This is a genomic window from Kluyvera ascorbata, from assembly GCF_023195735.1.
GTDB lineage: Bacteria > Pseudomonadota > Gammaproteobacteria > Enterobacterales > Enterobacteriaceae > Kluyvera > Kluyvera ascorbata.
In genome coordinates, this window is sequence record NZ_CP096201.1 from 4,832,335 (window position 1) to 4,858,601 (window position 26,267).

Annotated in this window: 21 protein-coding genes, 5 tRNA genes and 1 pseudogene; 5 read left to right on the top strand and 22 right to left on the bottom strand. The window is 55.2% G+C overall.

All coding sequences use genetic code 11. The features are described from left to right. Positions 1-78: 78 nt before the first annotated feature. The gene (cyaA, locus tag MY052_RS23085) at positions 79-2,625 is read right to left on the bottom strand and encodes a class I adenylate cyclase (RefSeq protein WP_248537926.1); all 2,547 of its coding nucleotides are present in this window, start codon (positions 2,623-2,625) and stop codon (positions 79-81) included. Positions 2,626-3,042: 417 nt separating this feature from the next. Here cyaA and hemC point away from each other — a divergent pair, with 417 nt between their 5' ends. The 4 genes from hemC to hemY are packed head-to-tail and all read left to right on the top strand — an operon-like array spanning position 3,043 to position 7,139. Then, on the top strand, positions 3,043-3,984 hold the full coding sequence (gene hemC, locus MY052_RS23090) for a hydroxymethylbilane synthase (protein WP_248537927.1): 942 nt from the start codon (positions 3,043-3,045) through the stop codon (positions 3,982-3,984). Next, a complete protein-coding gene (gene hemD / locus MY052_RS23095; RefSeq protein ID WP_248537928.1) occupies positions 3,981-4,721 on the top strand; it encodes a uroporphyrinogen-III synthase in 741 nt (246 codons plus the stop codon). The genes hemC and hemD overlap by 4 nt, the downstream gene beginning before the upstream one ends. Positions 4,722-4,742: 21 nt before the next feature. Beyond that, positions 4,743-5,939, top strand: coding sequence for a uroporphyrinogen-III C-methyltransferase (gene hemX, locus MY052_RS23100; protein ID WP_248537929.1), 1,197 nt, complete (start codon positions 4,743-4,745; stop codon positions 5,937-5,939). Between the two features lie 3 nt (positions 5,940-5,942). Continuing rightward, a complete protein-coding gene (hemY, locus tag MY052_RS23105; RefSeq protein WP_248537930.1) occupies positions 5,943-7,139 on the top strand; it encodes a protoheme IX biogenesis protein HemY in 1,197 nt (398 codons plus the stop codon). Between the two features lie 439 nt (positions 7,140-7,578). On the opposite strand, the gene MY052_RS23110 is transcribed toward hemY, so the two are convergent. The 21 genes and pseudogenes from MY052_RS23110 to trxA form a co-directional block, all read right to left on the bottom strand. Then, positions 7,579-7,655 (bottom strand) — tRNA-Pro (locus MY052_RS23110). An 89-nt stretch (positions 7,656-7,744) separates the two neighbouring features. Beyond that, positions 7,745-7,821: transfer RNA gene (locus MY052_RS23115), tRNA-Pro, on the bottom strand. 44 nt (positions 7,822-7,865) lie between these two features. Beyond that, positions 7,866-7,951 (bottom strand) — tRNA-Leu (locus tag MY052_RS23120). Positions 7,952-7,974: 23 nt separating this feature from the next. Further along, positions 7,975-8,050, bottom strand: a tRNA-His gene (locus MY052_RS23125). Between the two features lie 57 nt (positions 8,051-8,107). Beyond that, positions 8,108-8,184 (bottom strand) — tRNA-Arg (locus MY052_RS23130). Positions 8,185-8,286: 102 nt separating this feature from the next. Beyond that, positions 8,287-9,672, bottom strand: coding sequence for a bifunctional threonine/serine APC transporter ThrP (gene thrP / locus MY052_RS23135; protein WP_035895760.1), 1,386 nt, complete (start codon positions 9,670-9,672; stop codon positions 8,287-8,289). A 231-nt stretch (positions 9,673-9,903) separates the two neighbouring features. Next, entirely contained in the window at positions 9,904-10,644 is a 741-nt protein-coding gene (wecG, locus tag MY052_RS23140) for a lipopolysaccharide N-acetylmannosaminouronosyltransferase (RefSeq protein WP_248537931.1), read from the bottom strand. Continuing rightward, the gene (gene wzyE, locus MY052_RS23145; RefSeq protein WP_035895763.1) at positions 10,637-11,995 is read right to left on the bottom strand and encodes an ECA oligosaccharide polymerase; all 1,359 of its coding nucleotides are present in this window, start codon (positions 11,993-11,995) and stop codon (positions 10,637-10,639) included. The genes wecG and wzyE overlap by 8 nt, the downstream gene beginning before the upstream one ends. Continuing rightward, positions 11,992-13,071: a TDP-N-acetylfucosamine:lipid II N-acetylfucosaminyltransferase gene (locus MY052_RS23150; protein WP_035895764.1), complete on the bottom strand. Its 1,080-nt coding sequence runs from the start codon at positions 13,069-13,071 to the stop codon at positions 11,992-11,994. Before MY052_RS23150 ends, wzyE begins: the two co-directional genes overlap by 4 nt. Next, positions 13,068-14,318: a lipid III flippase WzxE gene (gene wzxE, locus MY052_RS23155; protein WP_248537932.1), complete on the bottom strand. Its 1,251-nt coding sequence runs from the start codon at positions 14,316-14,318 to the stop codon at positions 13,068-13,070. The genes MY052_RS23150 and wzxE overlap by 4 nt, the downstream gene beginning before the upstream one ends. A gap of 1 nt (position 14,319) precedes the next feature. Beyond that, complete coding sequence (rffA, locus tag MY052_RS23160) at positions 14,320-15,450, bottom strand: dTDP-4-amino-4,6-dideoxygalactose transaminase (protein ID WP_035895767.1); 1,131 nt, start codon at positions 15,448-15,450, stop codon at positions 14,320-14,322. Positions 15,451-15,454: 4 nt separating this feature from the next. Continuing rightward, the gene (rffC, locus tag MY052_RS23165; protein WP_248537933.1) at positions 15,455-16,129 is read right to left on the bottom strand and encodes a dTDP-4-amino-4,6-dideoxy-D-galactose acyltransferase; all 675 of its coding nucleotides are present in this window, start codon (positions 16,127-16,129) and stop codon (positions 15,455-15,457) included. After that, the gene (gene rfbA, locus MY052_RS23170) at positions 16,107-16,988 is read right to left on the bottom strand and encodes a glucose-1-phosphate thymidylyltransferase RfbA (RefSeq protein WP_035895770.1); all 882 of its coding nucleotides are present in this window, start codon (positions 16,986-16,988) and stop codon (positions 16,107-16,109) included. The genes rffC and rfbA overlap by 23 nt, the downstream gene beginning before the upstream one ends. A gap of 21 nt (positions 16,989-17,009) precedes the next feature. After that, entirely contained in the window at positions 17,010-18,077 is a 1,068-nt protein-coding gene (gene rffG / locus MY052_RS23175) for a dTDP-glucose 4,6-dehydratase (RefSeq protein ID WP_123651783.1), read from the bottom strand. Continuing rightward, entirely contained in the window at positions 18,074-19,336 is a 1,263-nt protein-coding gene (gene wecC / locus MY052_RS23180) for a UDP-N-acetyl-D-mannosamine dehydrogenase (RefSeq protein WP_202216806.1), read from the bottom strand. Before wecC ends, rffG begins: the two co-directional genes overlap by 4 nt. Continuing rightward, on the bottom strand, positions 19,333-20,463 hold the full coding sequence (wecB, locus tag MY052_RS23185; RefSeq protein ID WP_248537934.1) for a non-hydrolyzing UDP-N-acetylglucosamine 2-epimerase: 1,131 nt from the start codon (positions 20,461-20,463) through the stop codon (positions 19,333-19,335). The genes wecC and wecB overlap by 4 nt, the downstream gene beginning before the upstream one ends. 57 nt (positions 20,464-20,520) lie before the next feature. Then, complete coding sequence (gene wzzE / locus MY052_RS23190) at positions 20,521-21,567, bottom strand: ECA polysaccharide chain length modulation protein (RefSeq protein WP_202216808.1); 1,047 nt, start codon at positions 21,565-21,567, stop codon at positions 20,521-20,523. Between the two features lie 13 nt (positions 21,568-21,580). Beyond that, positions 21,581-22,684 carry a UDP-N-acetylglucosamine--undecaprenyl-phosphate N-acetylglucosaminephosphotransferase gene (gene wecA / locus MY052_RS23195; RefSeq protein WP_202216809.1) on the bottom strand — a complete coding sequence of 368 codons (1,104 nt, stop codon included), beginning with the start codon at positions 22,682-22,684 and terminating at the stop codon, positions 21,581-21,583. A gap of 240 nt (positions 22,685-22,924) precedes the next feature. Continuing rightward, positions 22,925-24,184, bottom strand: a complete 1,260-nt coding sequence (gene rho, locus MY052_RS23200) for a transcription termination factor Rho (RefSeq protein WP_035895778.1) — start codon at positions 24,182-24,184, stop codon at positions 22,925-22,927. A gap of 86 nt (positions 24,185-24,270) precedes the next feature. Then, positions 24,271-24,333, bottom strand: a pseudogene (locus MY052_RS23205) (rho operon leader peptide); the annotation flags it as partial. A gap of 190 nt (positions 24,334-24,523) precedes the next feature. Beyond that, the gene (trxA, locus tag MY052_RS23210) at positions 24,524-24,853 is read right to left on the bottom strand and encodes a thioredoxin TrxA (protein ID WP_002883224.1); all 330 of its coding nucleotides are present in this window, start codon (positions 24,851-24,853) and stop codon (positions 24,524-24,526) included. Positions 24,854-24,996: 143 nt separating this feature from the next. Here trxA and rhlB point away from each other — a divergent pair, with 143 nt between their 5' ends. Continuing rightward, a complete protein-coding gene (gene rhlB, locus MY052_RS23215) occupies positions 24,997-26,262 on the top strand; it encodes an ATP-dependent RNA helicase RhlB (protein WP_035895780.1) in 1,266 nt (421 codons plus the stop codon). The last annotated feature ends 5 nt before the right edge of the window (positions 26,263-26,267 follow it).

The window sequence follows — 26,267 nt, forward strand, 5'->3', positions numbered from 1 at the left end:
GAGCAAAGCGACGCCGGGACAGCTCAGCGCCAAACCCCGGCGTCGCTTTGCTCGGCCGGGCTACAACTTAGCGTGATTTCAGGAAAAGTACTGCTGCAACAACGGGGCGTTGTTATTGTCCTGATTGGACGGCGGCGGCACGATAGCCTGGCTGCGGAACGGAATGACCTGTGCACGCCCGTCTACCTTCACAATCTGGTAGAACTGCGGCAGGTTGAAGTTGATAAAGCTTGAGCCGTAGGTGAAGCGATCGTGTGACGACGAGTAGAAGCGGCTAACGTCACGCACCAGCTCTTCTTTACTGCCCTCACAGTGGTGATACACCTCTGCGCGGTTGCTCTCGTCCAGAATATAGATATTGAAGCCCTGATCTTCGCCAGACTCCTCGAAGAAGAACTGAATAATCCCTTCGCTCGCGAAACCGTCGACCACCTGCGGCAGCTCAACGTGGTTGGTCTCAACCTGAACGGAAAGCCCGTGCAGCTTGTTGTGCGAAATGGCGCCGTAGAACTCGATGGCGTTTTCCAGCTTCTGCACCGACACGTTCAGACGTTCAAAGAACAGGCCCCAGGTCTGCCCGGAGACGCGCAGCGCTTTAAAGCGACCGGTTTCCTGACGGGTGCTGGAAAGGCGCAGTTCGATGCACTCAGACACCAGTTGCTGTACGCGAGTACGGATTAAACCACGCAGGTGCTGGCTATAGCAGAATACTTCTACGCTATCCGGCGGCGCGGCATCCTGGTGCATTTTACCGAGGATGGTTTTCAACGCTTCAATCATTGCCTGCTCGCCGTTGAAGTGCAGCGTACGCACTTCGTTCCACGAGTTGCGGTACAGCAGGTCGACGCTGCCGACCAGGCATTTCTGATCCTCACCAAAGCTGAAGGTATCGAGCTTACGGAAATCGAAATGCACCACCTGATTGCGGAAGGCCGCCGTCGGGTCATATTCGAGGTTAACGATAATCGCCAGATGGCGAATTTCGCAAGGGCTGTAGAGCGCTTTCGGCGTTGGCGCAGGCAGACGCAGCGGGAAGTGGTGCGATACGTCAGCAACCATCTCCTGCAGTTTTGCCAGGTCGACAATACCGTTGCCCTTAATAAACAGGCGCGTACGCGAGGTCAGCAGGCCGTTAAACCAGGCCCAGGCCACCAGCTTATTCAGGTAGCGGTTATATTCCAGCGGCTGATGGCTGACGATGGACTCCATGTTCGGCGCGCGGTTGTAGAGGTACCAACCCGTACGGTTGGCGCGTCCCGGCGGAACATAGATAAAGGTCAGATTTGGTTCGGACAGGTCCGGGGAGATCTGCGGGTTCACCAGCGTTACTTTACCCGGCAGCGCTTCAAACGCGGCGTACAGCTTACGCGTCAGCACGCCAATGTCCTGCGGGCTGGCGGAAACGCTCAGGTTGTTACGACGAGCGAAGCGGATAAGGTTACGGTAGCTCTGCATCATGGCATCGAGCAGTTCGTTGTGCGCTTCGCGGACCTGGTCGATTTTCCAGTTGGCGCGGTTATCGAGCATCGCCAGACGCTCTTCGCTCCAGCCCCACTCTTTCACCAGCTGGCCAACCACTTCACGACGCCAGCCAACGCAGGCGCGCTCACGGCTGAGCTTTTCGCACACTTTCAGATAGAAGCAGCGACGCACGAGGTCGAGGCGGGTTTCATCTTCAATCGCCTTCAGATACTCGGTCACGCGCTCCAGCATCATGCAGTAGGCATCGAGGCCAAAGGAGACGATCTCCCCGTCGTGCAGGCGCTGTTTAATGTCTTTTGCCAGCAGGTGCGTATTTGGGTATTCCCAGGAATAGGCTTCCAGCAGCAGGGTTTTCAGCACCGCTTTATACGGTGAGTCGATGCTCTTATAGAGCTGCCACAGGCTAGCACCGAAGTACTCTTCGGCGGAGAGCGAGCTCAATCCACCGAGGTCGAGCCATTCGTTCGGCGTCAGTACGCCCTGGGCATAAAGGGTCATCACGTAATCGTCGTAATGATCTTCTTCTTCGCCCGGTACCATATTCCACAGAATACGTTTGCCCGCGAGGCGGACCGCCGTGCGGTAAAATTCGTCGAGCAGTAAAATGTGCTGCGTTGAACCGCAGTCTTCGCCGCCGAGGCTGCCGCTTTCGTTATGACGGAAGCGGTTTTCGTCGATCAAGAAGAAGCTGACTTCAACGCCGAGCGATGCCGCCCAGCTTTCCAGCAGGCTGCATTTACGCTGTAACAATTGGCGTTCATCATTATCGAGCCACGACTGGTGGCAGACCCAGATATCCAGGTCGGAAGAGCAGCTTTGGCCTACCGATGAGGTACTCCCCATAGAGTAGACGCCGGTAATCGGCAGTTCACCTTTTGCGGAGGTCTGCGGCGGCATGCCGCGATTCAGCTCGAGCTCATCAAGATAATGGCGTTGGGTTTCATCAGGCGTGTAGAGGCAGATGCCCTTGGGAACGTTACCGTCGAGGTAACCCGGCATCAGCGGATGATGATAATGTAATAATGTCGGCAGTAGACTGTAAACCTGTTGGAAAGCAGGTCCCATGGCAGCAAGCGCGCGATCCACACGCAGTTGATTGATGGCATCCAGTCTCTGTTTCAGTGTCTCAATATAGAGGTACAAGACATATCGCCTGATGTTCAAAACCTCGACGTATCCTGTCAGAGCGGTACGGAGGTTTTAATATTTCAACAAGAAGAACCGTTACCGTTTTTTGTCCGCCGTTGTGATTATCGAATTTTGGACAAAAAATGGTTTAAAACGTGATCAATTTAACACCTTGCCGGTTGACCGTAAAGAATGTTGCACTACAACAAGTGTAGCATTGAATGCAGCTGTAAACCCCGGCATACGATCAAGACAGTGCCAGTAATGAACGGTAAACACAACCCCGTTTATGCTTACCTTCACAGGCTCTCAAGGCACGCTTCGTGCATACCCCTTAATTCCCAGCAAGAATTTTTACGAAGACCGTGAAAACTAACATCATTAGGGCAACAATGTTAGGATGGTCAATGGATGATAACGACGGTAACAAGCATGTTAGACAAAGTTTTGAGAATTGCCACACGCCAAAGTCCGCTCGCTCTCTGGCAAGCGCACTATGTACAAGAACGCCTGATGGCCTGCCATCCAGGGCTTACGGTGACGCTCGTGCCGATGGTCACGCGAGGGGACATCATCCTCGATACGCCGCTGGCCAAAGTGGGCGGTAAAGGGCTGTTCGTCAAAGAGCTTGAGCTTGCGCTGCTTGAAAACCGTGCGGACATCGCCGTGCACTCAATGAAAGATGTCCCGGTTGAGTTCCCGGAAGGGCTTGGGCTGGTGACCATCTGCGAACGAGACGACCCGCGCGATGCCTTCGTCTCCAATCATTACGCCTGCATGGATGACCTCCCGGCAGGCAGTATCGTCGGTACCTCCAGCCTGCGCCGCCAGTGCCAGTTGGCCAAGCGTCGTCCGGATCTGGTGATCCGCTCGCTGCGCGGCAACGTTGGCACGCGCCTCAGCAAGCTGGATAACGGTGAGTACGATGCCATTATTCTGGCGGTCGCGGGGCTAAAACGCCTTGAGCTCAACGATCGTATTCGTCAACCGATGTCGCCGGAAGAGTCGCTTCCGGCCGTCGGTCAGGGTGCCGTCGGCATTGAATGCCGTCTGAACGATGAACAGACCCGCGCCCTGCTCGCGCCGTTAAACCACGATGACACCGCCATTCGCGTTCGCGCCGAGCGCGCTATGAATACGCGCCTGGAAGGCGGTTGTCAGGTCCCTATCGGCAGCTACGCCGAGCTTAACGACGGTGAGCTGTGGCTGCGCGCGTTGGTTGGCGCCCCGGACGGTAGCGAAATGGTGTGCGGCGAGCGACGCGGCAAGCCGGAAGATGCCGAGCGTATGGGCATTGAGCTCGCGGATGAACTGCTGGATAACGGGGCTCGCGCGATTCTTACCGCCGTTTACGACGGAGACGCCGCCGTATGACCATCCTGGTTACCCGCCCCTCCCCGCAAGGTGAAGAGTTAGTCAGCCGTTTGCGCGCGCAGGGCCGAGTAGCCTGGAGTTTTCCACTGATTGATTTCACGCCCGGGCGCGAGCTGAACAGGCTGGCACCCGCGCTGAGCGAGCTGCGGGAAGGTGATTTAGTCTTCGCCCTTTCGCAGCATGCGGTGAGCTTTGCACACGCACAGCTCCAGCAACAGCACCTGAACTGGCCCACGACGCCTCGTTATTTTGCTATCGGCCGTACCACGGCGCTGGCGCTCCATCAGGTGAACAGCCTCGATATTCGCTACCCATTAGATCGGGAAATTAGCGAAGTGTTGCTACAATTACCTGAATTGCAAACTATTGCGGGCAAGAAGGCGCTGATTCTGCGCGGCAACGGCGGACGCGAACTACTGGCCGAGACGCTGACCGCACGCGGTGCCGATGTCTCCCTTTGCGAATGCTATCAACGCTGCGCTATTCACTACGACGGTGCCGAAGAAGCCATGCGCTGGCAGTCGAGAGAGGTCAACACCCTCGTGGTGACCAGCGGTGAGATGCTGCAACAACTCTGGACGCTGATTCCCCTCTGGTACCGCGAGCGCTGGCTGCTCACCTGTCGGCTACTGGTGGTGAGTGAGCGTATTGCAAAACTGGCCCAGGAGTTGGGCTGGCAGGATATTCAGGTTGCCGATGGCGCAGACAACGATGCGCTGCTGCGCGCACTACAATAACTCTCACAATTGGAAGCCATAATGACGGAACAAAAAGAAAACTCCGCCGTGGTTGAAGAGTCCGAAGATGCGGTGAAAACCTCGCCGCAGCCCGAAGCTCGTAAGCCGGAAAATGCTGAGAAGAAAAATAACGGCGGGAAAACCAGTCTGGCGCTTAGCGCCGTCGCTATCGCCATCGCGCTGGCGGCAGGTATAGGCCTGTACGGCTGGGGCAAACAGCAGGCCGTCACCCAGACTCAGACCAGCGATACCCTCGCCAATCAGCTGATTGCTCTGCAAAAAACGCAGGATGCGCAAAAAGAGGCGCTGGAAACCACGCTTAAACAGCAGGCTGAACAGCTGCAGGAAGCCAAAACCCAGCAGGCCGACATGGCAAAACAGCTGGATGAAATGCAGCAGAAAGTGGCGGCTATTTCCGGCACTGACTCAAAAACCTGGCTGCTGGCCCAGTCTGACTTCCTCGTGAAGCTGGCCGGACGCAAGCTGTGGAGCGATCAGGATGTCACCACCGCCGCGGCGCTGCTAAAAAGCGCGGACGCCAGCCTGGCGGATATGAACGATCCAAGCTTAATCGCCGCTCGCCGCGCGATCACCGAGGATATTGCCAGCCTCTCTGCCGTTTCACAGGTGGATTACGACGGTATCATCCTCAAGGTGAATCAGCTCGCCAACCAGGTCGATAACCTGCGCCTGGCAGACAACAATACCGATGATTCTCCAATGGATAACGACGACAGCGAGCTGTCGGCGTCGCTCAGCGAATGGCGCGTGAATCTGCAAAAAAGCTGGCAGAACTTTATGGACAGCTTTATTACCATTCGCCGCCGCGATGAGACCGCCGTTCCGCTGCTGGCGCCGAATCAGGATATCTACCTGCGGGAAAACATCCGCGCCCAGCTACTTTCCGCGTCGCAAGCGGTGCCGCGTCACCAGGATGAAACCTTCAAACAGGCATTGGATAACGTCTCGACCTGGGTACGCGCTTACTACGACACCGACGATGCCGCCACGAAGACGTTCCTCGATGAGATAGACAAGCTCAGCCAGCAGAGTATCTCCATGGACATCCCGGAAACGCTGCAAAGCCAGCCGATTCTGGAAAAGCTGATGCAAACCCGCGTGCGTAACCTGATGGCGCAGCCTGCCGTCACGACAGCGGAACCTGCTGCTGCTCCCGTGCAGCCAGCGCCAGCTCCCGCCCCAGCACAAGGAGAGTAATCGATGCTAAAAGTTCTTTTACTCTTCGCACTGTTAATTGCTGGCGTGGTGGTCGGCCCGATGATCGCAGGCCATCAGGGCTATGTGCTTATCCAGACGGACAACTACAACATTGAAACCAGCGTGACCGGCTTAGTCATTATCATGATCCTGATAATGGTGGTGCTGTTCGCCCTGGAGTGGATTCTGCGCCGTATCTTCCGCACCAGCGCCCACACGCGCGGCTGGTTCGTTGGACGCAAGCGTCGTCGTGCGCGCAAGCAGACCGAACAGGCGCTGCTGAAGCTGGCAGAAGGCGACTATCAGCAGGTTGAGAAGCTGATGTCGAAAAATGCCGATCACGCCGAGCAACCGGTGGTGAATTATCTGCTAGCCGCCGAAGCTGCCCAGCAGCGTGGTGACGAAGCGCGCGCCAATCAGCACCTTCAGCGTGCGGCTGAGAACGCGGGCAACGATCTGATCCCGGTTGAAATCACTCGCGTTCGTCTGCAGCTTGCCCGCAACGAAAACCACGCGGCGCGTCATGGCATTGATAAGCTTCTGGAAGTGGCGCCGCGTCACCCGGAAGTGCTGCGTCTGGCAGAACAAGCCTATATTCAGACCGGAGCCTGGAGCTCGCTGCTGGATATCATCCCATCCATGGCGAAAGCCCACGTTGGCGACGACGCACACCGCGCCGCGCTGGAACAGCAGGCGTGGATTGGCCTGATGGACCAGGCACGTGCCGATCAGGGTAGCGAAGGGCTGCGTAACTGGTGGAAAAACCAGAGCCGCAAAACCCGCCATCAGGTCGCGTTGCAGGTCGCCATGGCCGATCACCTGATTGAATGTGACGATCATGACACCGCGCAGCAGATCATTATCGATGGGCTGAAGCGCCAGTATGACGATCGTCTGGTGATGCTCATCCCGCGTCTGCATACCAACAATCCGGAGCAGATGGAAAAACTGCTGCGCCAGCAGATCAAAACGGTGGGCAATCGTCCACTGCTGTGGAGTACGCTGGGGCAGTCGCTAATGAAGCACGGCGAGTGGCAGGAAGCGAGCCTGGCGTTCCGCGCCGCGCTCAAGCAGCGCCCGGACGCGTTCGACTATGCGTGGCTTGCCGATACGCTTGACCGTCTGAAGCAGCCGGAAGAAGCCGCAGCAATGCGCCGTGATGGCTTGATGCTGACGTTGCAGAATAACCCGCCTGCCTAAGGTGGAGCACTAATTAAGGGGCCGAATGGCCCCTTTTTTTTGGCCGCTGTGCGGCCCCGGCGGCGCTACGCTTGGCCGGGCTACAAGCTGGACATAAAAAAACGCCTGCTCCTTTTGGGAGCAGGCGTTAAACAGGTTTAATTCGACAACATAATGGGTGCTTCACTCAACGTAATGTCCATGGTGTCTGATGAGGCAAAAGCGACATCTGTCAGTGGACGATAAGCACCGTAAACGGCTCTGCGTCATTCCTGAGTTTATGAGGCCTGAGGCGAACATAAGAGGTGGAATGAGCATCTACGCGGCGCATTATGTCACAGTCAGTTACTGATAACATCCCCTTTGTTTCACAACAGGATTAATCTGTAGAGGTAATAAAAATAGATGAGATGGGGCGAGGAGAGAAAACAAAAAACCCCGCCGAAGCGGGGTTCAAAATTGGTCGGCGAGAGAGGATTCGAACCTCCGACCCACTGGTCCCAAACCAGTTGCGCTACCAAGCTGCGCTACTCGCCGAAATACTGCTTTTTGAATTATCGTTCAATTCGGTTTTTATTCAGACATCAAGTCTTGAATAAAAAACCCTGCGCTGCAGGGTCTAAAATTGGTCGGCGAGAGAGGATTCGAACCTCCGACCCACTGGTCCCAAACCAGTTGCGCTACCAAGCTGCGCTACTCGCCGATGTACTGCTTTTTGAATTATTAATTCAATTCATTATAAAGTCGTGGTGCGAGGGGGGGGACTCGAACCCCCACATCCTAAGGACACTAACACCTGAAGCTAGCGCGTCTACCAATTCCGCCACCTTCGCAATTTCACAACTCTATCAAATAATGGGGTGGCTAATGGGATTCGAACCCACGACAACTGGAATCACAATCCAGGGCTCTACCAACTGAGCTATAGCCACCACTGTAAATCTCTTACGCGGTCTTTTAGAACCACCGCAGCTCCAGCACCGGGTAAATGGTGCGCCCGACAGGATTCGAACCTGAGACCTCTGCCTCCGGAGGGCAGCGCTCTATCCAGCTGAGCTACGGGCGCTTAGCGCCGTTGCGGGGTCGGATAATACGGACTTCCTCCCCCGCTGTCTAGTGCCTTTTTAAAGAAAATTATCGTTTGCTCATGCTTTGCGCATTTTGTCTCTTATTTCCGCAAATCTTGCACTTCCGCGCCCTGGCTCATGCCAAAAACCTTATAAACCAGCGTCACAAGAGCCAGGAAAAGCGCACCGACAAACAGCGACATCCGGGTGTCATCGTTGAACCCCATACCGATTAGCACGCAAACCAGGAACGCCATGGTCAGATAGTTGGCCCACGGGAACATAATTGAGCGGAACGGATGGCTGGCAATCGCTTCTTTGTGCGCGCGACGGAAACGCAGCTGGCTAATCAGAATCACAAACCACGGCACCATGCCCGGCAGTACGCTCGCACTATACACATAGACAAACACGCGCTGCGGGTTAGGAATGATGTAGTTCAGGCAGGAGCCAATCAACAGGATAACAATGGATACGCTCACACCCGCTGCCGGAACGCCGCTCTTGGTTACTTTCGCCATCGCCGACGGCAACTGGCGGTTTTTCGCCAGCGCGTAAAGCATACGGCCACAGCTGTACATCCCGCTGTTACAGCCGGAGAGCGCTGCCGTCAGTACCACAAAGTTGATGATCCCTGCTGCCGCGGTGATACCGATTTTCGCGAAGGTCAACACAAACGGGCTGCCGTTGGTGCCAATTTCATTCCACGGGAAGATGGTCACGATAACGAAAATCGCGCCCACGTAGAAAATCAGGATACGCCACAGCACTTTGCCTACCGCGCTGCGCAGCGTTACCTGCGGGTTTTTCGCTTCACCGGCGGTCATGCCGATAAGCTCCACGCCCTGATAGGACGCCACCACAATACACAGCGCCGTCAGGAAGCCTTTCCAGCCACCCGCAAAGAAACCGCCGTGCTCGGTCAAATTGCTAAATCCGATGGACGTCCCACCGTTGCCAAAGCCGAAGAAAATCACGCCGAGGCCAATGACTATCATCACGATAATGGTCGTGACTTTAATCATCGCAAACCAGAATTCAATTTCACCGTACAGGCGAACCGCCGCCAGGTTTGCCAGCGCAACGAGCCCCACGGCAATCAGCGCCGGTATCCACTGCACCATATCCGGGAACCAGAACTGGACGTAAACACCTATCGCGGTGATTTCCGAAATACCCACCGCCATCCACATAAACCAGTATGACCAGGCGGTGAGATAGCCGAAGAATGGGCTCATATAACGGTGCGCGTAAACGGCGAATGAACCGGTCACCGGTTCGATAAACAGCATCTCGCCCATCGAGCGCATAATGAAGAAGACGAATACCCCAGCCAGAATATAGGCCAGCAGCACCGACGGCCCGGCCCACTTCAGGGTGCTTGCCGCTCCCATAAATAGGCCCACGCCGATGGTGCCCCCAAGGGCAATTAATTCGATATGACGGGCTTCCAGACCGCGCTGGAGCTCCGGTTTATTCTCTGCCATAGATCCTCTGTGTTTGCATATGTCCGGTCGATGCCGGTTTTATTTTTTATCGAAAAATAGATGTCTGTCGGATACGGATACCGCCGTAGAAAATACGTAGATATCGTCAGGGCAGGCGAATGGTTTAACAATTTGGCTTAAATGGCAAATATAAATGAGGAATAAAGTATCGGAGTTGTGAATGCATCACGCAGATTATGTGTGATGCATCACCGGTAATACGTAGGAAATTCAGAGATTATTGGTGTAGTGCCAACGTAAATAGCGCAGCAGGCGAAGCTGGCGTTTAATCCGGCTTGGCTGGGACAGCAGGCGATAAAGCCATTCAAGTCCGAGGTTCTGCCACACCTTCGGCGCACGCTTCACATGGCCGGTAAAGACATCATAAGTACCACCGACGCCCATATACAGCGCGTCGGGGTGAACCTGCCGGCAGTCGCGCATCAGGATTTCCTGTTTTGGCGAGCCCATCGCTACGGTGACAATTTTCGCCCCGCTAGCGTGAATACGTTCAAACAGCGCCTGTCGTTGGTCCGGCGTAAAGTAGCCATCCTGGGTACCGACCAGATTCACGTTCCACTGCTTGCGCAGCTTCTCCACGGTCTCCGCCATCACTTCAGGCTTGCCGCCGACGAGAAACACCGGCGTGCCTTCGGCTCCCGCGCGGGCCATCAGCGCTTCCCAGAGATCCGCTCCCGCGACGCGTGAGACGTTAGCTTCGGGATATTTCTTGCGAACGGAGCGCACCACGGAAATACCGTCGGCGTATTTAAACTCCGCCGCGTTAATCAGCTCCCGCACCTCTGCGTTATCTTCCAGCGTCAGCATTTTTTCGGCGTTAATCGCTACCAGCGTGCCCTGTTTCAGATTGCCGTCCGCGTACAGGTAGTCCAGCGCATGCTGCATGTTGCGCCAGCCGATAAGCTTCAGGCCGCGCAGGGTGTAAGTCGGCGCGGTTAATGAGTCAGCCATTTTGTCCTTCTCCAACGTGCGGGGGACGTTTTAGCCGCTGATGAATCAGCCCCGCGCTTTCAAACAACCAGTACAGCAGTTTTGCCACCAGCAAACAGACCCCAAAGATAACCATGAAAAAGACGACGCGAGAGCCGAAAGAGTCCAGCCCTTCACGCGCCAGCACGATCATATTGAAGATCGCGCCAAAGCAGAAACTGTGCAGAATCGCCGATTTATAGCGGTTGGTTTCCCGATTGCCCAACATATACAGCCAGTCGAACCATTTAATAATCAGCCCCACCGCTACCGCGCCCAGCGGCACAAACCACATACCGCCCATCACCACCAGCGAACCGATGAGCGTTGGAGAGATAGCCAGCCCGGAGTGGTTGTTCAGCACTTCCCAGGTAAAGTAGTTAGCGGTGTTCAGCACGATGCTCGGCCGTGATGGCCACAGCCAGCCTGGAATAAAGACATAGAAGTCACGTACCATGGGCGCGAGCCCCTGGAAGTCAATTTTGTCGTAGTTCTGCAGCAGCAGCGCCAGGTTTTCCCACGGCGAGAAGGTATCGCGCGTCAGGTAGAGGAAGGTATAAAACGCTTCGTCGCCGCTGACGTTCATGCCGTAGCGCTTTAGCGCCAGCCAGAACATGCCGATAATCCCCATAACCCCAGCAGCCACCAGCATCCACAGCGAAATCCAGCCGCGAATAATGCCGATGAACAGGAAGATGGCGAAGGCGATGATAATGTTGGCGCGGGTACCACCGACAATCGCGTAGGTCAGCAGGCCAAAGGCCGTGGTCGCAATCAGAAAACCGATCCATCGTTTCCAGGTCGGATTGAGGAAATAGACCACCAGCATTGCCGGAATAAAGAAGTAGAAGAATCGCTTAAGCGCCACGCCCGAGACTTCACTGGAGAAAATCTGGCTATAGGAGTGCAGCTTAAACAGCAGGAAGCCGTTATGCATGAAGAACGTGCCGACCGTAAACAGCGCAATCACCATCAGCAAAACCCAGGTGATGTTCGTTTCAACCCGGTTCATGGTGAACAGCGGCCGACGCGCAGCGCTGGTCTGTGCTGGCCGCAGACGCGTTTTGTAGGTCACGTAGTAGACCGCATAGAAGCAGACCGAAATCAGCAACGTTTGCAGCAGCACGTCCGGCGGCGACACGCCGACGCCGAAACGGAACACCAGCGTACAGGTCAGCGGGAAGCCGAAGAAGAAGGTCAGTAGAAACAGCAACGAGAAGAAGACGTTGAAGTTAAAACGGACGCGGCGGAACTCAAACCAGGTTAAGGTGCCGATAAACAGCGTCGACAACAGCCAGACGGCGAACAGCCCGGTAAACTGCATTTCGCTCATACCGCTTCCCCCGCCGCCAGTTGCAGCGCTCGATGCCACGGCGCCAGATAGTTAGGTTTGAAAAAGGCGATGGCGCTTTTGTCCACCAGCGCCAGCTGGCGCTGCGCTTCACGTACCACCGGCACGGTCAGCGCATCGTCGGTGAATAGCACTGGAATATGCTGCTCGGCCATATCCTGCCAGAACGGGTTCTGACGGTTGAGCACGCAGGGGATCCCCGCCTGAATCAGCAAACAGAGCGTGCCGATACCTTGCTGGCGCGCAAAAATAAAATAGCCCAAATCGCAGCGACGCAACAGCGCAAGATAGGCGTCAAACTCTAGTTTTTCGCGTAAAATCTGCACATTTTCGTTGCTGAACAGCGCCTTTGCGGCGTCGCTTACTTCTGCAATATATAGCTCGTTATTGGCCGGGTAGCCCATCGGGACTATCACATTTACCGTATCGCCAAACTGCTGATGTACCGCTTTCAGTGCCGCAACGTGCTCGTTGCTGCGATCGCCGGAATTGCCCACCAGAATCGTCAGCTTGCCGTCACGCGGCGCGACGTCCGCCAGCGCGTTTAGCGAAGGGTCCATGCGCGTTGGGAAATAAAGCAGCTCACCGGGCACCTGCGGGTGTCGGGTAGCAAAATAGCTGAGATCGCCACGCGTAGCGAAAACGCGCCCTACTCGTCCCTGCGCCATGCGACGCAGCGGGTAGAAGAGACGGAACTTCAGGCCACGGGAGACTTCATACAGATCCGCCCCCCAAATATGCCAGCTCACCTGCGAGGGCTTCAAGCCACCGCTGAGCAGCGCCAGCCAGATACCGGTATTAAACTGACCGTGGAAGAAAAAGCGCTGCTGCCGATTGGCCTTCGCTTTTGCCACCACCGCCTTTGCCAGCGCGGACTTATCGTTAAAACGGTCGATCGCCAGCGAAGGAAACGCCTTCGCCAGGCTTTCGTCACCGCTCACCACCATAAACTGACGGGCGTGCGCGGGCTCTGCGGCCAGCTCATCGGCAAAAAACCGTAGCACCGTCTGGTTGTGGTGAGGGATATCCGATCCCAGAATATGTATCAGTTCGGTCATTGCCGTTTACGCCAAATTAAAAATACGCCGCTACACAGCGTGAAATAGACAATATAGGTCGCCATATAGGCCTGTGCCGCGCCCAGTGCGCCGTGCGCCGGGATAAGCCAGTGGGAGAACGCCGTCAGCAGCGTAAACTGGCTCAGTTCGGCCAGGATATAAAAACGCAGCGAGGCTTTGGCTATCACTAAATAGCCATAAACGTAAGCGCCTACTTTCAACACGTCGCCGACCAGCTGCCATGCAAACAGGTCACGCATCGCGACGAACTTCGATGAAAACAGCAGCCAGATAGCAAAATCGCGCAGCAGCCAGACGGTCAAGCTTGCCGCCGCCACCGCAGGCACCACAAACTTCAGCGAGCGGCCAATTTCACGGCCAATATCCTGCTTTGCGGTCAACCGCGATAACGTCGGTAACAGATAGACGCTGAACGAGGCGGTAATAAATTGTAGGTAAGCATCGGAGATACTGCTCACACCCTGCCAAATCCCGACTTCGTCCCAGCTGTAGTGCTCCGCCATCAGGTTTCGCATCATCACGTAGGCTACCGGCATCGTGACGGAAGTAATCACCGCCATCAGGGTAAATTTACCCAGTTGACCGGCCAGCAAACGGTCCCACTGTGGCTTGAGATAGCCCCAGGGAATGACGCCGCGTTTGGTGAGCATCACCGCCGCAGGAATCACTATCAGCGCCGGCACCAGCGCCAGCCCCAGCAGCGCGCCCTGATAGCCACCAAAACGATAGCAGGCGTAATAGGCCACCACGCCAATCAGACTCCCGGCAATCAACGACAGCGCGTTACCCGCCGCATCGCGGAAGCCTTTCATCAGCGCCAGCAATAGGTTCGCCCAGGCAATACCTAACTGCACCAGCGCGACCAGCCGTACCAGGCCTTGATAATAAGTATGACCAAACAGCCCCTGACTTATCGGCGCTGCCGCGAGCAAAAAGATCACCGCCAACAGCGTGGAGAAGCCAAGCACCATCGCCGATGAGGTGCCCACCACCTGGCGCAGCCGCACCGGGTCATCGTGATGCTGGGCGACAAGTTTCGTCACCCCGTTAAAAATACCCGCTCCAGCAAGCACACCGAGCACGGTGACCAACTGGCGGAAGTTACCTGCCTGTCCGACGCCTGACGGACCAAACGATACCGCCAGCAGCTTGACCACCAGCAGCCCCACGCCAATTTTGACTAGCGTGGACGCGGCGGTCCACACCGAAGCTTTTGCCAGTGACATATCAGGCGAAATAGCTCAGCAGAGTATTAATAACCGTACGCTGGTCGACCGGCGACAGGTTGTAGAACAGCGGCAACCGAAGTAAACGCTCACTTTCTTGCGTGGTGAAACGATCTTCACCGTGGAACTCGCCAAACTTCTCTCCAGCCGGGCAGGAGTGCAGCGGAATGTAGTGGAACACGGCGAGGATTTCAGCCTCTTTCAACCAGCTAATCAGCGCGCTGCGGTCTTCTACATCGCGCAGTTTGATGTAGAACATGTGCGCGTTATGGCTGCAGTTTTCCGGGATAACCGGCAGGTCGATGCGCCCGGCATTTGCCAGCGGCAGCAGCGCGTCATAGTAGGTTTGCCATAGGGACAAACGCTGTTTATTGATACGCTCAGCGGCCTCCAGCTGTGCCCAGAGATAAGCGGCCTGCAGGTCAGACATCAGGTAGCTGGAGCCGATATCGCGCCAGGTGTATTTATCCACCAGGCCACGGAAGAACTGACTGCGGTTAGTGCCTTTCTCGCGGATAATTTCCGCGCGTTCTACCAGCGCGCGATCGTTAATCAGCGTCGCGCCGCCTTCACCACCGGCGGTGTAGTTCTTGGTTTCGTGGAAGCTAAAGCAGCCGATATGGCCAATAGAGCCCAGCGCACGACCTTTGTAGGTCGACATCACGCCCTGCGCGGCGTCTTCCACCACGAACAGATTGTATTTTTTCGCCAGCGCCATGATGGTGTCCATCTCGCAGGCCACGCCCGCATAGTGCACCGGCACGATAGCGCGGGTTTTATCGGTGATAGCCGCTTCAATCAGCGTCTCATCGATATTCATGGTCTCTTTATGCACGTCGACAAACACAATTTTCGCGCCGCGCAGCACAAAGGCGTTGGCGGTGGAGACAAAGGTGTAGCTCGGCATAATCACTTCATCACCCGGCTGGATATCCAGCAGGATCGCCGCCATTTCCAGCGACGCGGTACACGACGGGGTCAGCAGCACCTTGGCGCTGCCGAAGCGCTGCTCCATCCACTGCTGGCAGCGACGGGTAAAGCCGCCGTCACCGCACAGTTTCCCGCTGCCCATCGCGGATTGCATGTAATCGAGTTCAGTACCCACTACCGGTGGGGCGTTAAATGGAATCATGGAGTCACCTGTATAGCCAGTACGCGGTGCTAACCACGTTAGCGCCGCTATGAATATAGCGTTGAAGTGCTGCGGTATTGCCGGCTTGCGTCGCCACCCGTAGCGTCGAAAGGCCGCGGGTATGCGCCCAGCATACCGCCGCCTGCATCAGTTCTGCACCTGCACCGCGACCAGCCAGTAGGCCGATTCTCGCGTCACAGGCGTTTAATTCTCGTAGGGAAACAAAGGCGCGGATAGCCCCGCGTTCATCGCGAAATACCAGGCACTGGTTATCAAAGGTGCCTTTCACCGCGTTTTCAATCCACTGCGCATAGAAACGGCCGCTCGCCTCTGGCGCATACCACGGCGCACGGAAACGGCTTTGGGCAAAAGCTTGGGCGGCAAGGCTGCGCAGCGCGGGAATATCATCGTCAGTGGCAACCTGCGCCAGAGTGGTTCCCCCGGTGGTTACCGGCAGCGCCAGATCAACTTCACCCTCAACCAGCCGAAACCCCAGATGCTGAAGCGCATCAAGGTAATCCACCTGATGCGCGGCTATTTTCGCCTGTACCCGAGACCATTGTGCTAATCGTTCAGCGGTCAGCGGCGGCGCGTCGTCGGCCACGCGAACCATTGCACTGTTCACGCCGAAGAATTGGTTTTCCCACGTCAGGGAGTCAATATTGGCGCGGACGAGCACGAAGCAGCTCCAGCAGATACTGGCCGTAACCAGTTTTCGACAGCCCGGCGGCGGCGCGCTTTACGCCTTCATCGTCGAGCCAGCCGTTGCGCCAGGCGATCTCTTCCAGGCAGGCAATTTTAAAGCCCTGACGTTTTTCTACCGTCTGCACGAACATGCTCGCTTCAATCAGGCTGTCGTGCGTGCCGGTATCAAGCCAGGCAAAACCACGGCCGAGCAGCTCAACGGTCAGCTTGCCGTCGTCCAGATACATCTGGTTGATTGAGGTGATTTCCAGCTCGCCGCGCTCGGAAGGCTTCACGCGCTTGGCGTACTCCACCACCTTACTGTCGTAGAAGTAGAGGCCGGTGACCGCCCAGTTAGATTTTGGCTGCTTTGGTTTTTCTTCCAGCGAGAGCGCGTGGAAATTATCGTCAAATTCCACCACGCCAAAGCGTTCCGGGTCCATCACCTGATAGCCAAACACCGTCGCCCCTTCGGTACGCGCCGCTACATGGCGTAGTTTCGGGCTAAAGCCCTGACCGAAGAAGATATTGTCGCCAAGTACCAGGCACGACGGCTCGCCGTTCAGGAAGGTTTCACCGATGATAAACGCCTGCGCCAGGCCGTCCGGACTTGGCTGTTCGGCATACTGCAATGAAATACCAAATTCGCTACCGTCACCCAGTAGACGCTGGAAATAACTCTTGTCTTCCGGCGTGGTGATGATCAGAACTTCACGTATACCCGCCAGCATCAGCACCGACAGCGGGTAGTAGATCATCGGTTTGTCGTAAATCGGTAGCAGCTGTTTTGATACGCCGCGGGTGATCGGATGCAGGCGCGTGCCCGACCCGCCAGCAAGAATAATGCCTTTCATTGCGTTCCTCCTCCGGGGTGATTAACCCTTCAGACCCAGACGTTCACCCTGATAGCTGCCGTCCTGTACCTGTTTCCACCAGCTTTCGTTGGCGAGGTACCACTGCACGGTTTTACGCATGCCGCTTTCAAAAGTCTCTTCCGGGGTCCAACCCAGTTCGCGGGCAATTTTCGCCGCATCGATGGCGTAACGTAAATCGTGACCAGGGCGATCGGCAACAAACGTAATCAGATCATGATAGTGCGCTATGCCCTGCGGTTTTTCCGGCACCAGCTCTTCGAGCAGGGCACAGATAGTCTCAACCACATCGAGATTTTTTCGCTCGTTATGACCGCCAATATTGTAGGTCTCCCCGATAGCGCCTTCGGTGGCGACGAGGTAGAGCGCACGGGCGTGATCGTCAACATAGAGCCAATCGCGGATCTGCTGGCCATTGCCGTACACCGGCAGCGGTTTCCCGGCCAGCGCGTTGAGGATCGTCAGAGGGATCAGCTTTTCAGGGAAATGGTAGGGGCCATAGTTGTTTGAGCAGTTGGTAATGAGCGTCGGCAGGCCGTAGGTACGCAGCCAGGCACGAACCAGATGGTCGCTGCTGGCCTTTGAGGCCGAGTAAGGGCTGCTTGGCGCATAAGGGGTCGTTTCCGTGAAGAAATCGTCCACTGAATGCAGGTCGCCGTACACTTCATCGGTTGAAATATGATGGAAGCGAAATGCCGCTTTACCGTCGGTATCCAGCGCAGACCACCAGGCACGCGCGGCCTCGAGCAGCGTGTAGGTACCGACGATATTGGTTTCGATAAACGCCGCCGGGCCGTCGATAGAACGGTCAACGTGGCTTTCCGCCGCCAGATGCATCACCACATCCGGGCGGTACTGCTCAAATACGCGGTTCAGCGCGGCGCGATCGCAGATATCAACCTGTTCAAAGGCAAAGCGAGAGTCCTGCGCCACTGGCGCCAACGATGCCAGATTGCCGGCGTAGGTCAGTTTGTCCACCACCACCACGCTGTCCGACGTGTGGTTGATAATATGGCGCACAACCGCCGAGCCGATAAAGCCTGCGCCACCGGTTACCAGAATTCGTTTCAACGCCAGACTCCTTTTGTATCAACCACGTACTGCTGGGTAATCGCGTCACCGCTAACAGTTTTAAATTGGGCGTGATCCACCAGCATCACAATCACGTCAGCGCTGGCAAGCGCGGTCTCAAGCGACACCAGCGTGCACAGGCCGTCGAGTTTTTTCGGCAGCTGATGAATGTTTGGTTCCACCACCAAGGTTTCGCCGCTGTGCCATTGGGCAATCAGCTGCGCAATTTCCATCGCCGGGCTTTCGCGCAGGTCGTCAATGTTTGGCTTAAACGCCAGACCGAAGCAGGCAATTTTCAGCTCGCTGGCGCGTTTATCGCTGGCTGCCAGGCAGTCAGCAACGTTGGCCTTCACGTTGTCGATAACCCAGAACGGTTTATGGTCGTTCACCTCACGAGCGGTGCGAATCAAACGCGCCTGCTCCGGGTTTTGCGCCACGATAAACCACGGGTCGACGGCGATACAGTGCCCGCCGACGCCAGGGCCTGGCTGAAGGATATTCACGCGCGGGTGGCGGTTCGCGAGGCGAATCAGTTCCCAGACGTTAATTCCCTGATCGGCGCAGATAAGCGACAGCTCGTTAGCAAAAGCAATATTCACATCGCGGAAGCTGTTTTCCGTCAACTTGCACATCTCGGCGGTACGGGCGTTAGTCACCACGCACTCGCCCTCAAGGAAGATGTTATAGAGCTCGCTAGCACGCGCGGAGCAGACCGGCGTCATTCCGCCAATTACGCGGTCGTTTTTAATCAGTTCCACCATCACCTGCCCCGGCAGCACGCGCTCCGGGCAGTAGGCAATGTTGATATCCGCTTGCTCGCCCGCCTGCTGCGGGAAGGTCAGGTCCGGGCGCATCTCGGCCAGCCAACCGGCCATCAGCTCGGTCGCGCCCACCGGAGAGGTGGATTCGAGGATCACCAGCGACCCTTTTTTCAGTACCGGAGCAATCGAGCGCGCCGCGGCCTCAACGTAAACCATATCCGGCTCGTGATCGCCTTTAAAAGGCGTTGGCACAGCAATCAGATAGGCGTCTGCGGCTTCCGGCGTGGTCGTTGCGCGTAAGTAACCAGCGGCCACCGCCGTTTTCACTACCCTGTCGAGATCGGGCTCAACAATATGAATCTCGCCGCGGTTGATGGTATCGACCGCGTGCTGATTAATGTCTACACCCACCACCTGCTTTTGCCGTGAAGCAAATGCTGCTGCAGTTGGAAGGCCGATATAGCCCAGACCGATCACCGAGAGGGTTGAGAAACTCATAGCGTTACCTGATTATTTTTTAATGCTGACAAGATACGTTCGCATGCCCGGCCATCCCCATACGGGTTATGGGCCCGGCTCATCCTTTGATATTCTTCTTCGTCACGCAGTAGCCGCGTAACTTCATTCACAATGCGCTGGCTATCCGTCCCCACTAAACGGACCGTACCGGCATCGATGGCCTCTGGGCGTTCAGTGGTTTCGCGCATAACCAACACCGGTTTGCCAAGCGATGGCGCTTCCTCTTGAATGCCACCGGAATCGGTCAAGATAAGCCAGGCATGGTTCATCAACCAGACGAACGGCAAATACTCCTGCGGTTCAATCAGCATGACGTTATCAACATGGCCCAGAATTCGGTTGACCGGTTCACTGACGTTCGGATTCAGATGCACCGGATAGACAATCTGTACATCTGGGTTAGACGCGGCGATTTCCGCCAACGCGTGGCAAATCTTTTCAAAGCCCTGCCCAAAGCTCTCCCGACGATGCCCTGTCACCAGGATCATCTTCTTCCCGGTATTCAGGAAAGGGAAACGTAGGGAGAGGTCTGTATTCAGCGCCTCATCGTTCATCACCCGATCGCGCACCCAGAAGAGGGCATCAATGACCGTATTGCCAGTGACAAAAATGCGTTTATCGGAGAGATTTTCCCGCAGCAGGTTCTGGCGCGAGTTTTCGGTTGGCGCAAAATGATACATTGCCAGATGTCCGGTCAGCGTGCGGTTGGCCTCTTCCGGCCACGGCGAGTAAAGATCTCCCGTGCGCAGGCCCGCTTCCACGTGGCCGACCGGAATACGCTGATAGAACGCCGCCAGGCTTGCGGCGGCCGTCGTAGTCGTATCGCCATGCACCAATACAACATCGGGTTTGAAAGATTCAAGAACAGGTTTTAAACCCTGCAGAATCCGGCAGGTTATTTCCGTTAACCCCTGCCCTGGACTCATGATATTGAGGTCATAATCCGGAACGATGGAGAAGAGGTTTAGCACCTGATCAAGCATTTCCCTATGCTGTGCGGTAACGCATACTTTTGCCTCAAAGTGAGGATCCTTTGCGAGCGCATGAACCAGAGGCGCCATTTTGATCGCCTCCGGACGCGTGCCAAATACAGTCAGTACTTTCACATCGATTCTCTTCTATAGATGAAACAGGCCCATCGCCCTTCATCAAATGATGGGTATTTACTGCGTGCGACGACGCGCCAGTGCTACCCCAGCACCAACCAATGCGCCGACAATGCCCCACATGACCATCAGGAATACACGACGTGGGCTAGTGCGTTTTACCGGTTCCTCTGGCGTACGCAAATACCGGTATGTCTGAAAACTTGGCGCCAGCGTTGGCCCGACATTAAGGGTCGTTAGCATAGCCCTCCCCTGATCGTAATCAAGGTCAAACGTTGGCCCCACCGCCTGCAGGTTTTCCAGACGCGCTTGCAGCATCGGGCGACCAAGCAGTGAGAGCTCAGAATCCGGCAATTCATCAGCCGGAATATCGGTTACGCTGCGGTTGATGTTGTGCTGCTGCGCGATTTTCAGCGCGGCTTCAATGCTGTGCAAACGGCGGTTAAAAATCGCCTGAGCGACCTCTTCCTGGCGTTTCACCTGAGCTTTTACCTGAATAGTGCGGGCAGCCCAGGCGCCTTTGAGTTCATCATTCAGGTGCCCTGCGGCGCGCTGGCTGGCGAAGGCAACATACTGACGCAGCAGGTTATTCGCATCCGGTGCCGTTTCCGCTGTGAGCTTCACGCTATCGCTGATGCTTTTCAGGGCATCGCCGGGAATAAACTGAATGTCGTTAATCAGATCGTCGAGCTGTGCGGCATCGGCACGAGAATTCCCCACCATCCGCTGCTTGTAATAATCCGTCTGCAGCCAGAAGTCACGGCGGGTATCCCAGGACGCCAGCTGCATGACAAACTCTTTGTAGACTTCATCCATAACCGAAGGCGGCGTGGCGGTAGTCGGATTAACCTTTACGTCCAGGTTGCGCAGGAACTGCTGCTGCGAATAGTAGCCGCCAAGCATATTCACAGTCGGACGGTCGGTGATTGCCGTGGTGCTCCACTCCTGTCGGGCGAAAAAGGTATAAATCAGCACCACGGCAGCAAACAGCACCGCGCAGCCGATAATCCAATGTTTTCCCGACCACAACGCGCGAAACAGGCCACGAATATCCAGTTCATTCTCAGCACTTGCCAACGGTGCTTCCGGTAATGGTTGTGTCATTACTACCCCAGTTTTACTTGGTTAATTTTGGATTATTTTCACTGTTTCGGCGCATTCTGCGCTTCATGCGTTTAATAAAACGCGCCACTTTCCAGGCCCGTTTGATGCAGTAACCATAGAGGCCAAACGCCAGCAGGAACAGTATCAGCATGGCCCATTCAGGTACAACACGGGTGTATTCAGCGGCGACGCCAATCGCCGCAAGCAATGCGGCGGCGAGCGTAATCAGTACCAGCGCCTGACGAGAAGTGAAGCCCGCACGCATAATCAGATGATGAATATGTTGACGGTCAGGAGAGAACGGGCTCATCCCTTTGCGTAAACGGCGATACATGATCGCGACCATATCCATTAGCGGAATGGCGACAATCCACAGCGCCGTCACAGGGCTTATCGGGTGGTGTTTACCCTGAGTCGTTTCAAGCAGAATCCAGATAACCGTGAAGCCAATCAGCGTACTGCCGGCATCACCCATAAAGACTTTATAGCGACGCCCCAGGACACCCAGGTTCAGCATGATGTAAGGAAGGATAGTGGCGATCATCGCGAAGCACCACATGGCGAGGCTGGTCTGGCCATCAAACCACAGAATCAGGCCAATTGCGCCGAAGCTGACGCACGACAGACCGCCAAGCAGGCCATCGATGCCATCGACCATATTGAAAGCGTTAATCATCCCCCAGACGGCAAACAGGGTCAGGAAGAAACCAAACGGCCCCAGCACCAGCTCCCACGAACCGAACAGATAGCCCAGACTTTGCAGATACAAATGACCTGCCGTCATCATGACGATGCCTATCACCGCCTGAACGGTGGCACGGATTTTGACGCTGATGTCGTAACGGTCGTCCAGAGCGCCCACCAGCACCAGTACACCGGCACAAGCAAGGTAGAGGAAAGCGTACGGGATATAATAATTAGCAATCGCGAAGGTCAGGCAGATCCCAGCATACACAGAGATACCGCCCACAAGCGGGATAAGCCCCTGGTGACGTTTACGAAAGTTAGGTTTATCCACCAAACCGATCTTTTTAGCCGCTTTACGGGCAAAAAAGAGAAATACGGTGGTGAACAAGAAAATACTGATCAAGTCAGTACCGACGGTCAGTAAACTCACAATTTATACTCGCTGAGAATATTAATAGCGAAAGTATACCCACGATAGCAGCGCTTCAGAAGAGGAAGCCTGATGAATATTGGGAAAACTTGCCTGATTTATAACCGATTTTGCAAACTAACTATCATTGTAGCTGTAAACCACAATTATTCGTGAAAAAAATGTTAACCCCCATTGCCTAAACTCCTAAAAACAAAAACGCCACACAATTGTGTGGCGTTCGTCGGCAAAAATCCGATTTTACGAGCGTTTCATCATATCGAAGAAATCGTCGTTAGTTTTGGTCATTGCCAGCTTATTGATGAGGAATTCCATCGCGTCAATTTCACCCATTGGATGGATGATTTTGCGCAGGATCCACATCTTCTGCAGCTCTTCAGGCGTAGTGAGCAGCTCTTCTTTACGGGTACCAGAACGGTTGTAGTCGATAGCCGGGAAGACGCGTTTTTCCGCAATCTTACGAGAGAGGTGCAGTTCCATGTTGCCGGTACCTTTGAACTCTTCATAGATAACTTCATCCATTTTAGAGCCGGTATCGATAAGCGCGGTCGCGATGATAGTCAGGCTACCACCCTCTTCCACGTTACGCGCAGCACCGAAGAAACGCTTCGGACGATGCAGGGCGTTGGCGTCCACACCACCGGTCAGGACTTTACCTGAAGCAGGAACCACGGTGTTGTACGCACGCGCCAGACGAGTGATGGAGTCGAGCAGAATGATAACGTCTTTCTTGTGTTCAACCAGACGTTTCGCTTTCTCGATAACCATTTCGGCAACCTGAACGTGGCGAGATGCGGGTTCGTCGAAGGTAGAAGCAACCACTTCACCTTTAACCAGACGCTGCATCTCGGTCACTTCTTCCGGACGTTCGTCGATCAGCAGAACCATCAGTACGCAGTCTGGGTGGTTGTAGGCGATGCTCTGCGCGATGTTCTGCAGCAGCATGGTTTTACCGGCTTTCGGCGGCGCCACAATCAGACCACGCTGACCGCGACCGATTGGCGATGCCAGATCCAGGACGCGAGCGGTTAAGTCTTCGGTAGAACCGTTACCACGTTCCATACGCAGACGAGAGTTTGCGTGCAGCGGGGTTAAGTTCTCGAACAGGATCTTGTTGCGCGAGTTTTCCGGCTTATCGTAGTTAACCTCGTTAACTTTCAACAGCGCAAAGTAACGCTCACCCTCTTTCGGAGGACGAATCTTACCTGAAATGGTGTCACCAGTGCGGAGGTTGAAACGACGGATTTGGCTAGGGGAAACGTAGATATCATCAGGGCCGGCGAGGTAGGAGCTGTCTGCGGAGCGGAGGAAACCAAATCCATCCTGCAGTATCTCCAGCACACCGTCGCCAAAGATATCCTCGCCACTCTTCGCGTGCTGCTTCAGGATGGCGAAAATGATGTCCTGCTTGCGCATACGTGCCTGGTTTTCCAGACCCATATTTTCGCCGAGAGTGATCAGCTCAGAAACCGGCGTGTTCTTTAATTCGGTAAGATTCATAATGGTGTGGGTTCTTAAACTCGGGGTAAATCTCGAACTTAATTTGTGAATGGTATGGCAGGGTCATCCGTGCCTGTTTACGGCCATCAACTCATGTCTGTTCGCTGCCTGGTCACAGGAGAGTACGCAGAACTGAAACGACAAGACGGAAAAGAGTGACGAGCCTGGAATTTTTCAACCTCTGACGCTGTTAACGACAACGGGAGGTTTGGGTCAAACAGATTCAAACAAGGTATGTTTAAAACGAAGTCAAAGTTAACTTAGCACGACTGATGGCAAGCGTCCAGAGTTCCGCTCAAATTAAGAACACAGGAACCCTGAACGCTTACGTTGAATCTCTTACGCCAGATTAGCGTCGAGGAACTCTTTCAGTTGGCCTTTAGACAGTGCGCCAACTTTAGTTGCTGCAACTTCACCGTTTTTGAACAGCAGCAGCGTAGGGATACCGCGGATACCGTACTTCGGTGCAGTACCTGGGTTCTGATCGATGTTCAGTTTAGCAACGGTCAGTTTACCCTGATACTCCTCGGCGATTTCATCCAGAATCGGGGCGATCATTTTGCACGGACCGCACCACTCTGCCCAGAAATCGACGAGTGTCAGCCCGTCAGCTTTAAGTACGTCCGTGTCAAAACTGTCGTCAGTCAGGTGAATAATTTTATCGCTCATATATAACTCCACAGGAATAAGCCTGGTGTGTTGGTGTAGCATTAACCAACGAGGTGTTGATGTTGACTTCGCCAACAAAGGTTGACGTTATTTCACCGGATACGCTTTCTTAATGCAATAGTAAGCTGATATTCTACCACACTATGAGCAAAACACATTTAACTGAACAGAAGTTTTCCGACTTCGCCCTGCACCCTAAAGTGGTTGAAGCCCTTGAAACCAAAGGGTTTTATAATTGCACGCCCATTCAGGCGCTGGCTTTGCCGCTGACGCTTGCTGGACGTGATGTAGCGGGACAGGCGCAAACCGGTACCGGGAAAACGATGGCGTTCCTGACGTCGACGTTTCATTATCTTCTTTCTCACCCGGCAATTGCTGACCGCCAGGTGAATCAACCGCGCGCCTTAATTATGGCGCCAACCCGTGAGCTGGCAGTACAGATTCACGCTGACGCAGAGCCGCTGGCTCAGGCGACCGGCCTGAAGCTGGGCCTGGCCTACGGCGGTGACGGCTATGATAAACAGCTGAAAGTGCTGGAAAGCGGCGTCGATATTCTGATCGGCACCACTGGCCGTCTCATTGACTATGCAAAACAGAACCATATCAACCTGGGCGCGATCCAGGTCGTGGTGCTGGACGAAGCGGATCGTATGTACGATCTGGGCTTTATTAAAGATATCCGTTGGCTGTTCCGCCGTATGCCTGCGGCCAACCAGCGTCTGAACATGCTGTTCTCCGCTACCCTTTCTTACCGCGTACGTGAACTGGCGTTCGAGCAAATGAACAACGCCGAATACGTGGAAGTTGAGCCAGAGCAGAAAACGGGCCACCGTATTAAAGAAGAACTCTTCTACCCTTCCAACGAAGAAAAGATGCGTTTGCTGCAAACGCTGCTGGAAGAAGAGTGGCCGGACCGCGCAATTATCTTCGCCAACACCAAGCACCGCTGTGAAGACATTTGGGGCCATCTGGCTGCCGATGGTCATCGCGTCGGCCTGCTGACCGGTGACGTGGCGCAGAAAAAACGTCTGCGTATTCTGGAAGATTTCACCCGCGGTGATATCGATATCCTGGTCGCGACCGACGTTGCGGCACGCGGCTTGCACATCCCTGCCGTCACGCACGTCTTTAACTATGACCTGCCGGACGACTGTGAAGACTACGTACACCGTATCGGTCGTACCGGTCGCGCGGGCGCAAGCGGTCACTCAATCAGCCTGGCTTGCGAAGAGTATGCGCTCAACCTGCCGGCTATCGAGACCTACACCGGTCACTCTATTCCGGTGAGTAAGTACAACCCGGATGCGCTCTTAACCGAGCTGCCGAAGCCGCTGCGTCTGACGCGCGTTCGTCAGGGTAACGGTCCGCGTCGTTCGGGCGCTCCGCGTAATCGTCGTCGTTCAGGTTAAATAAG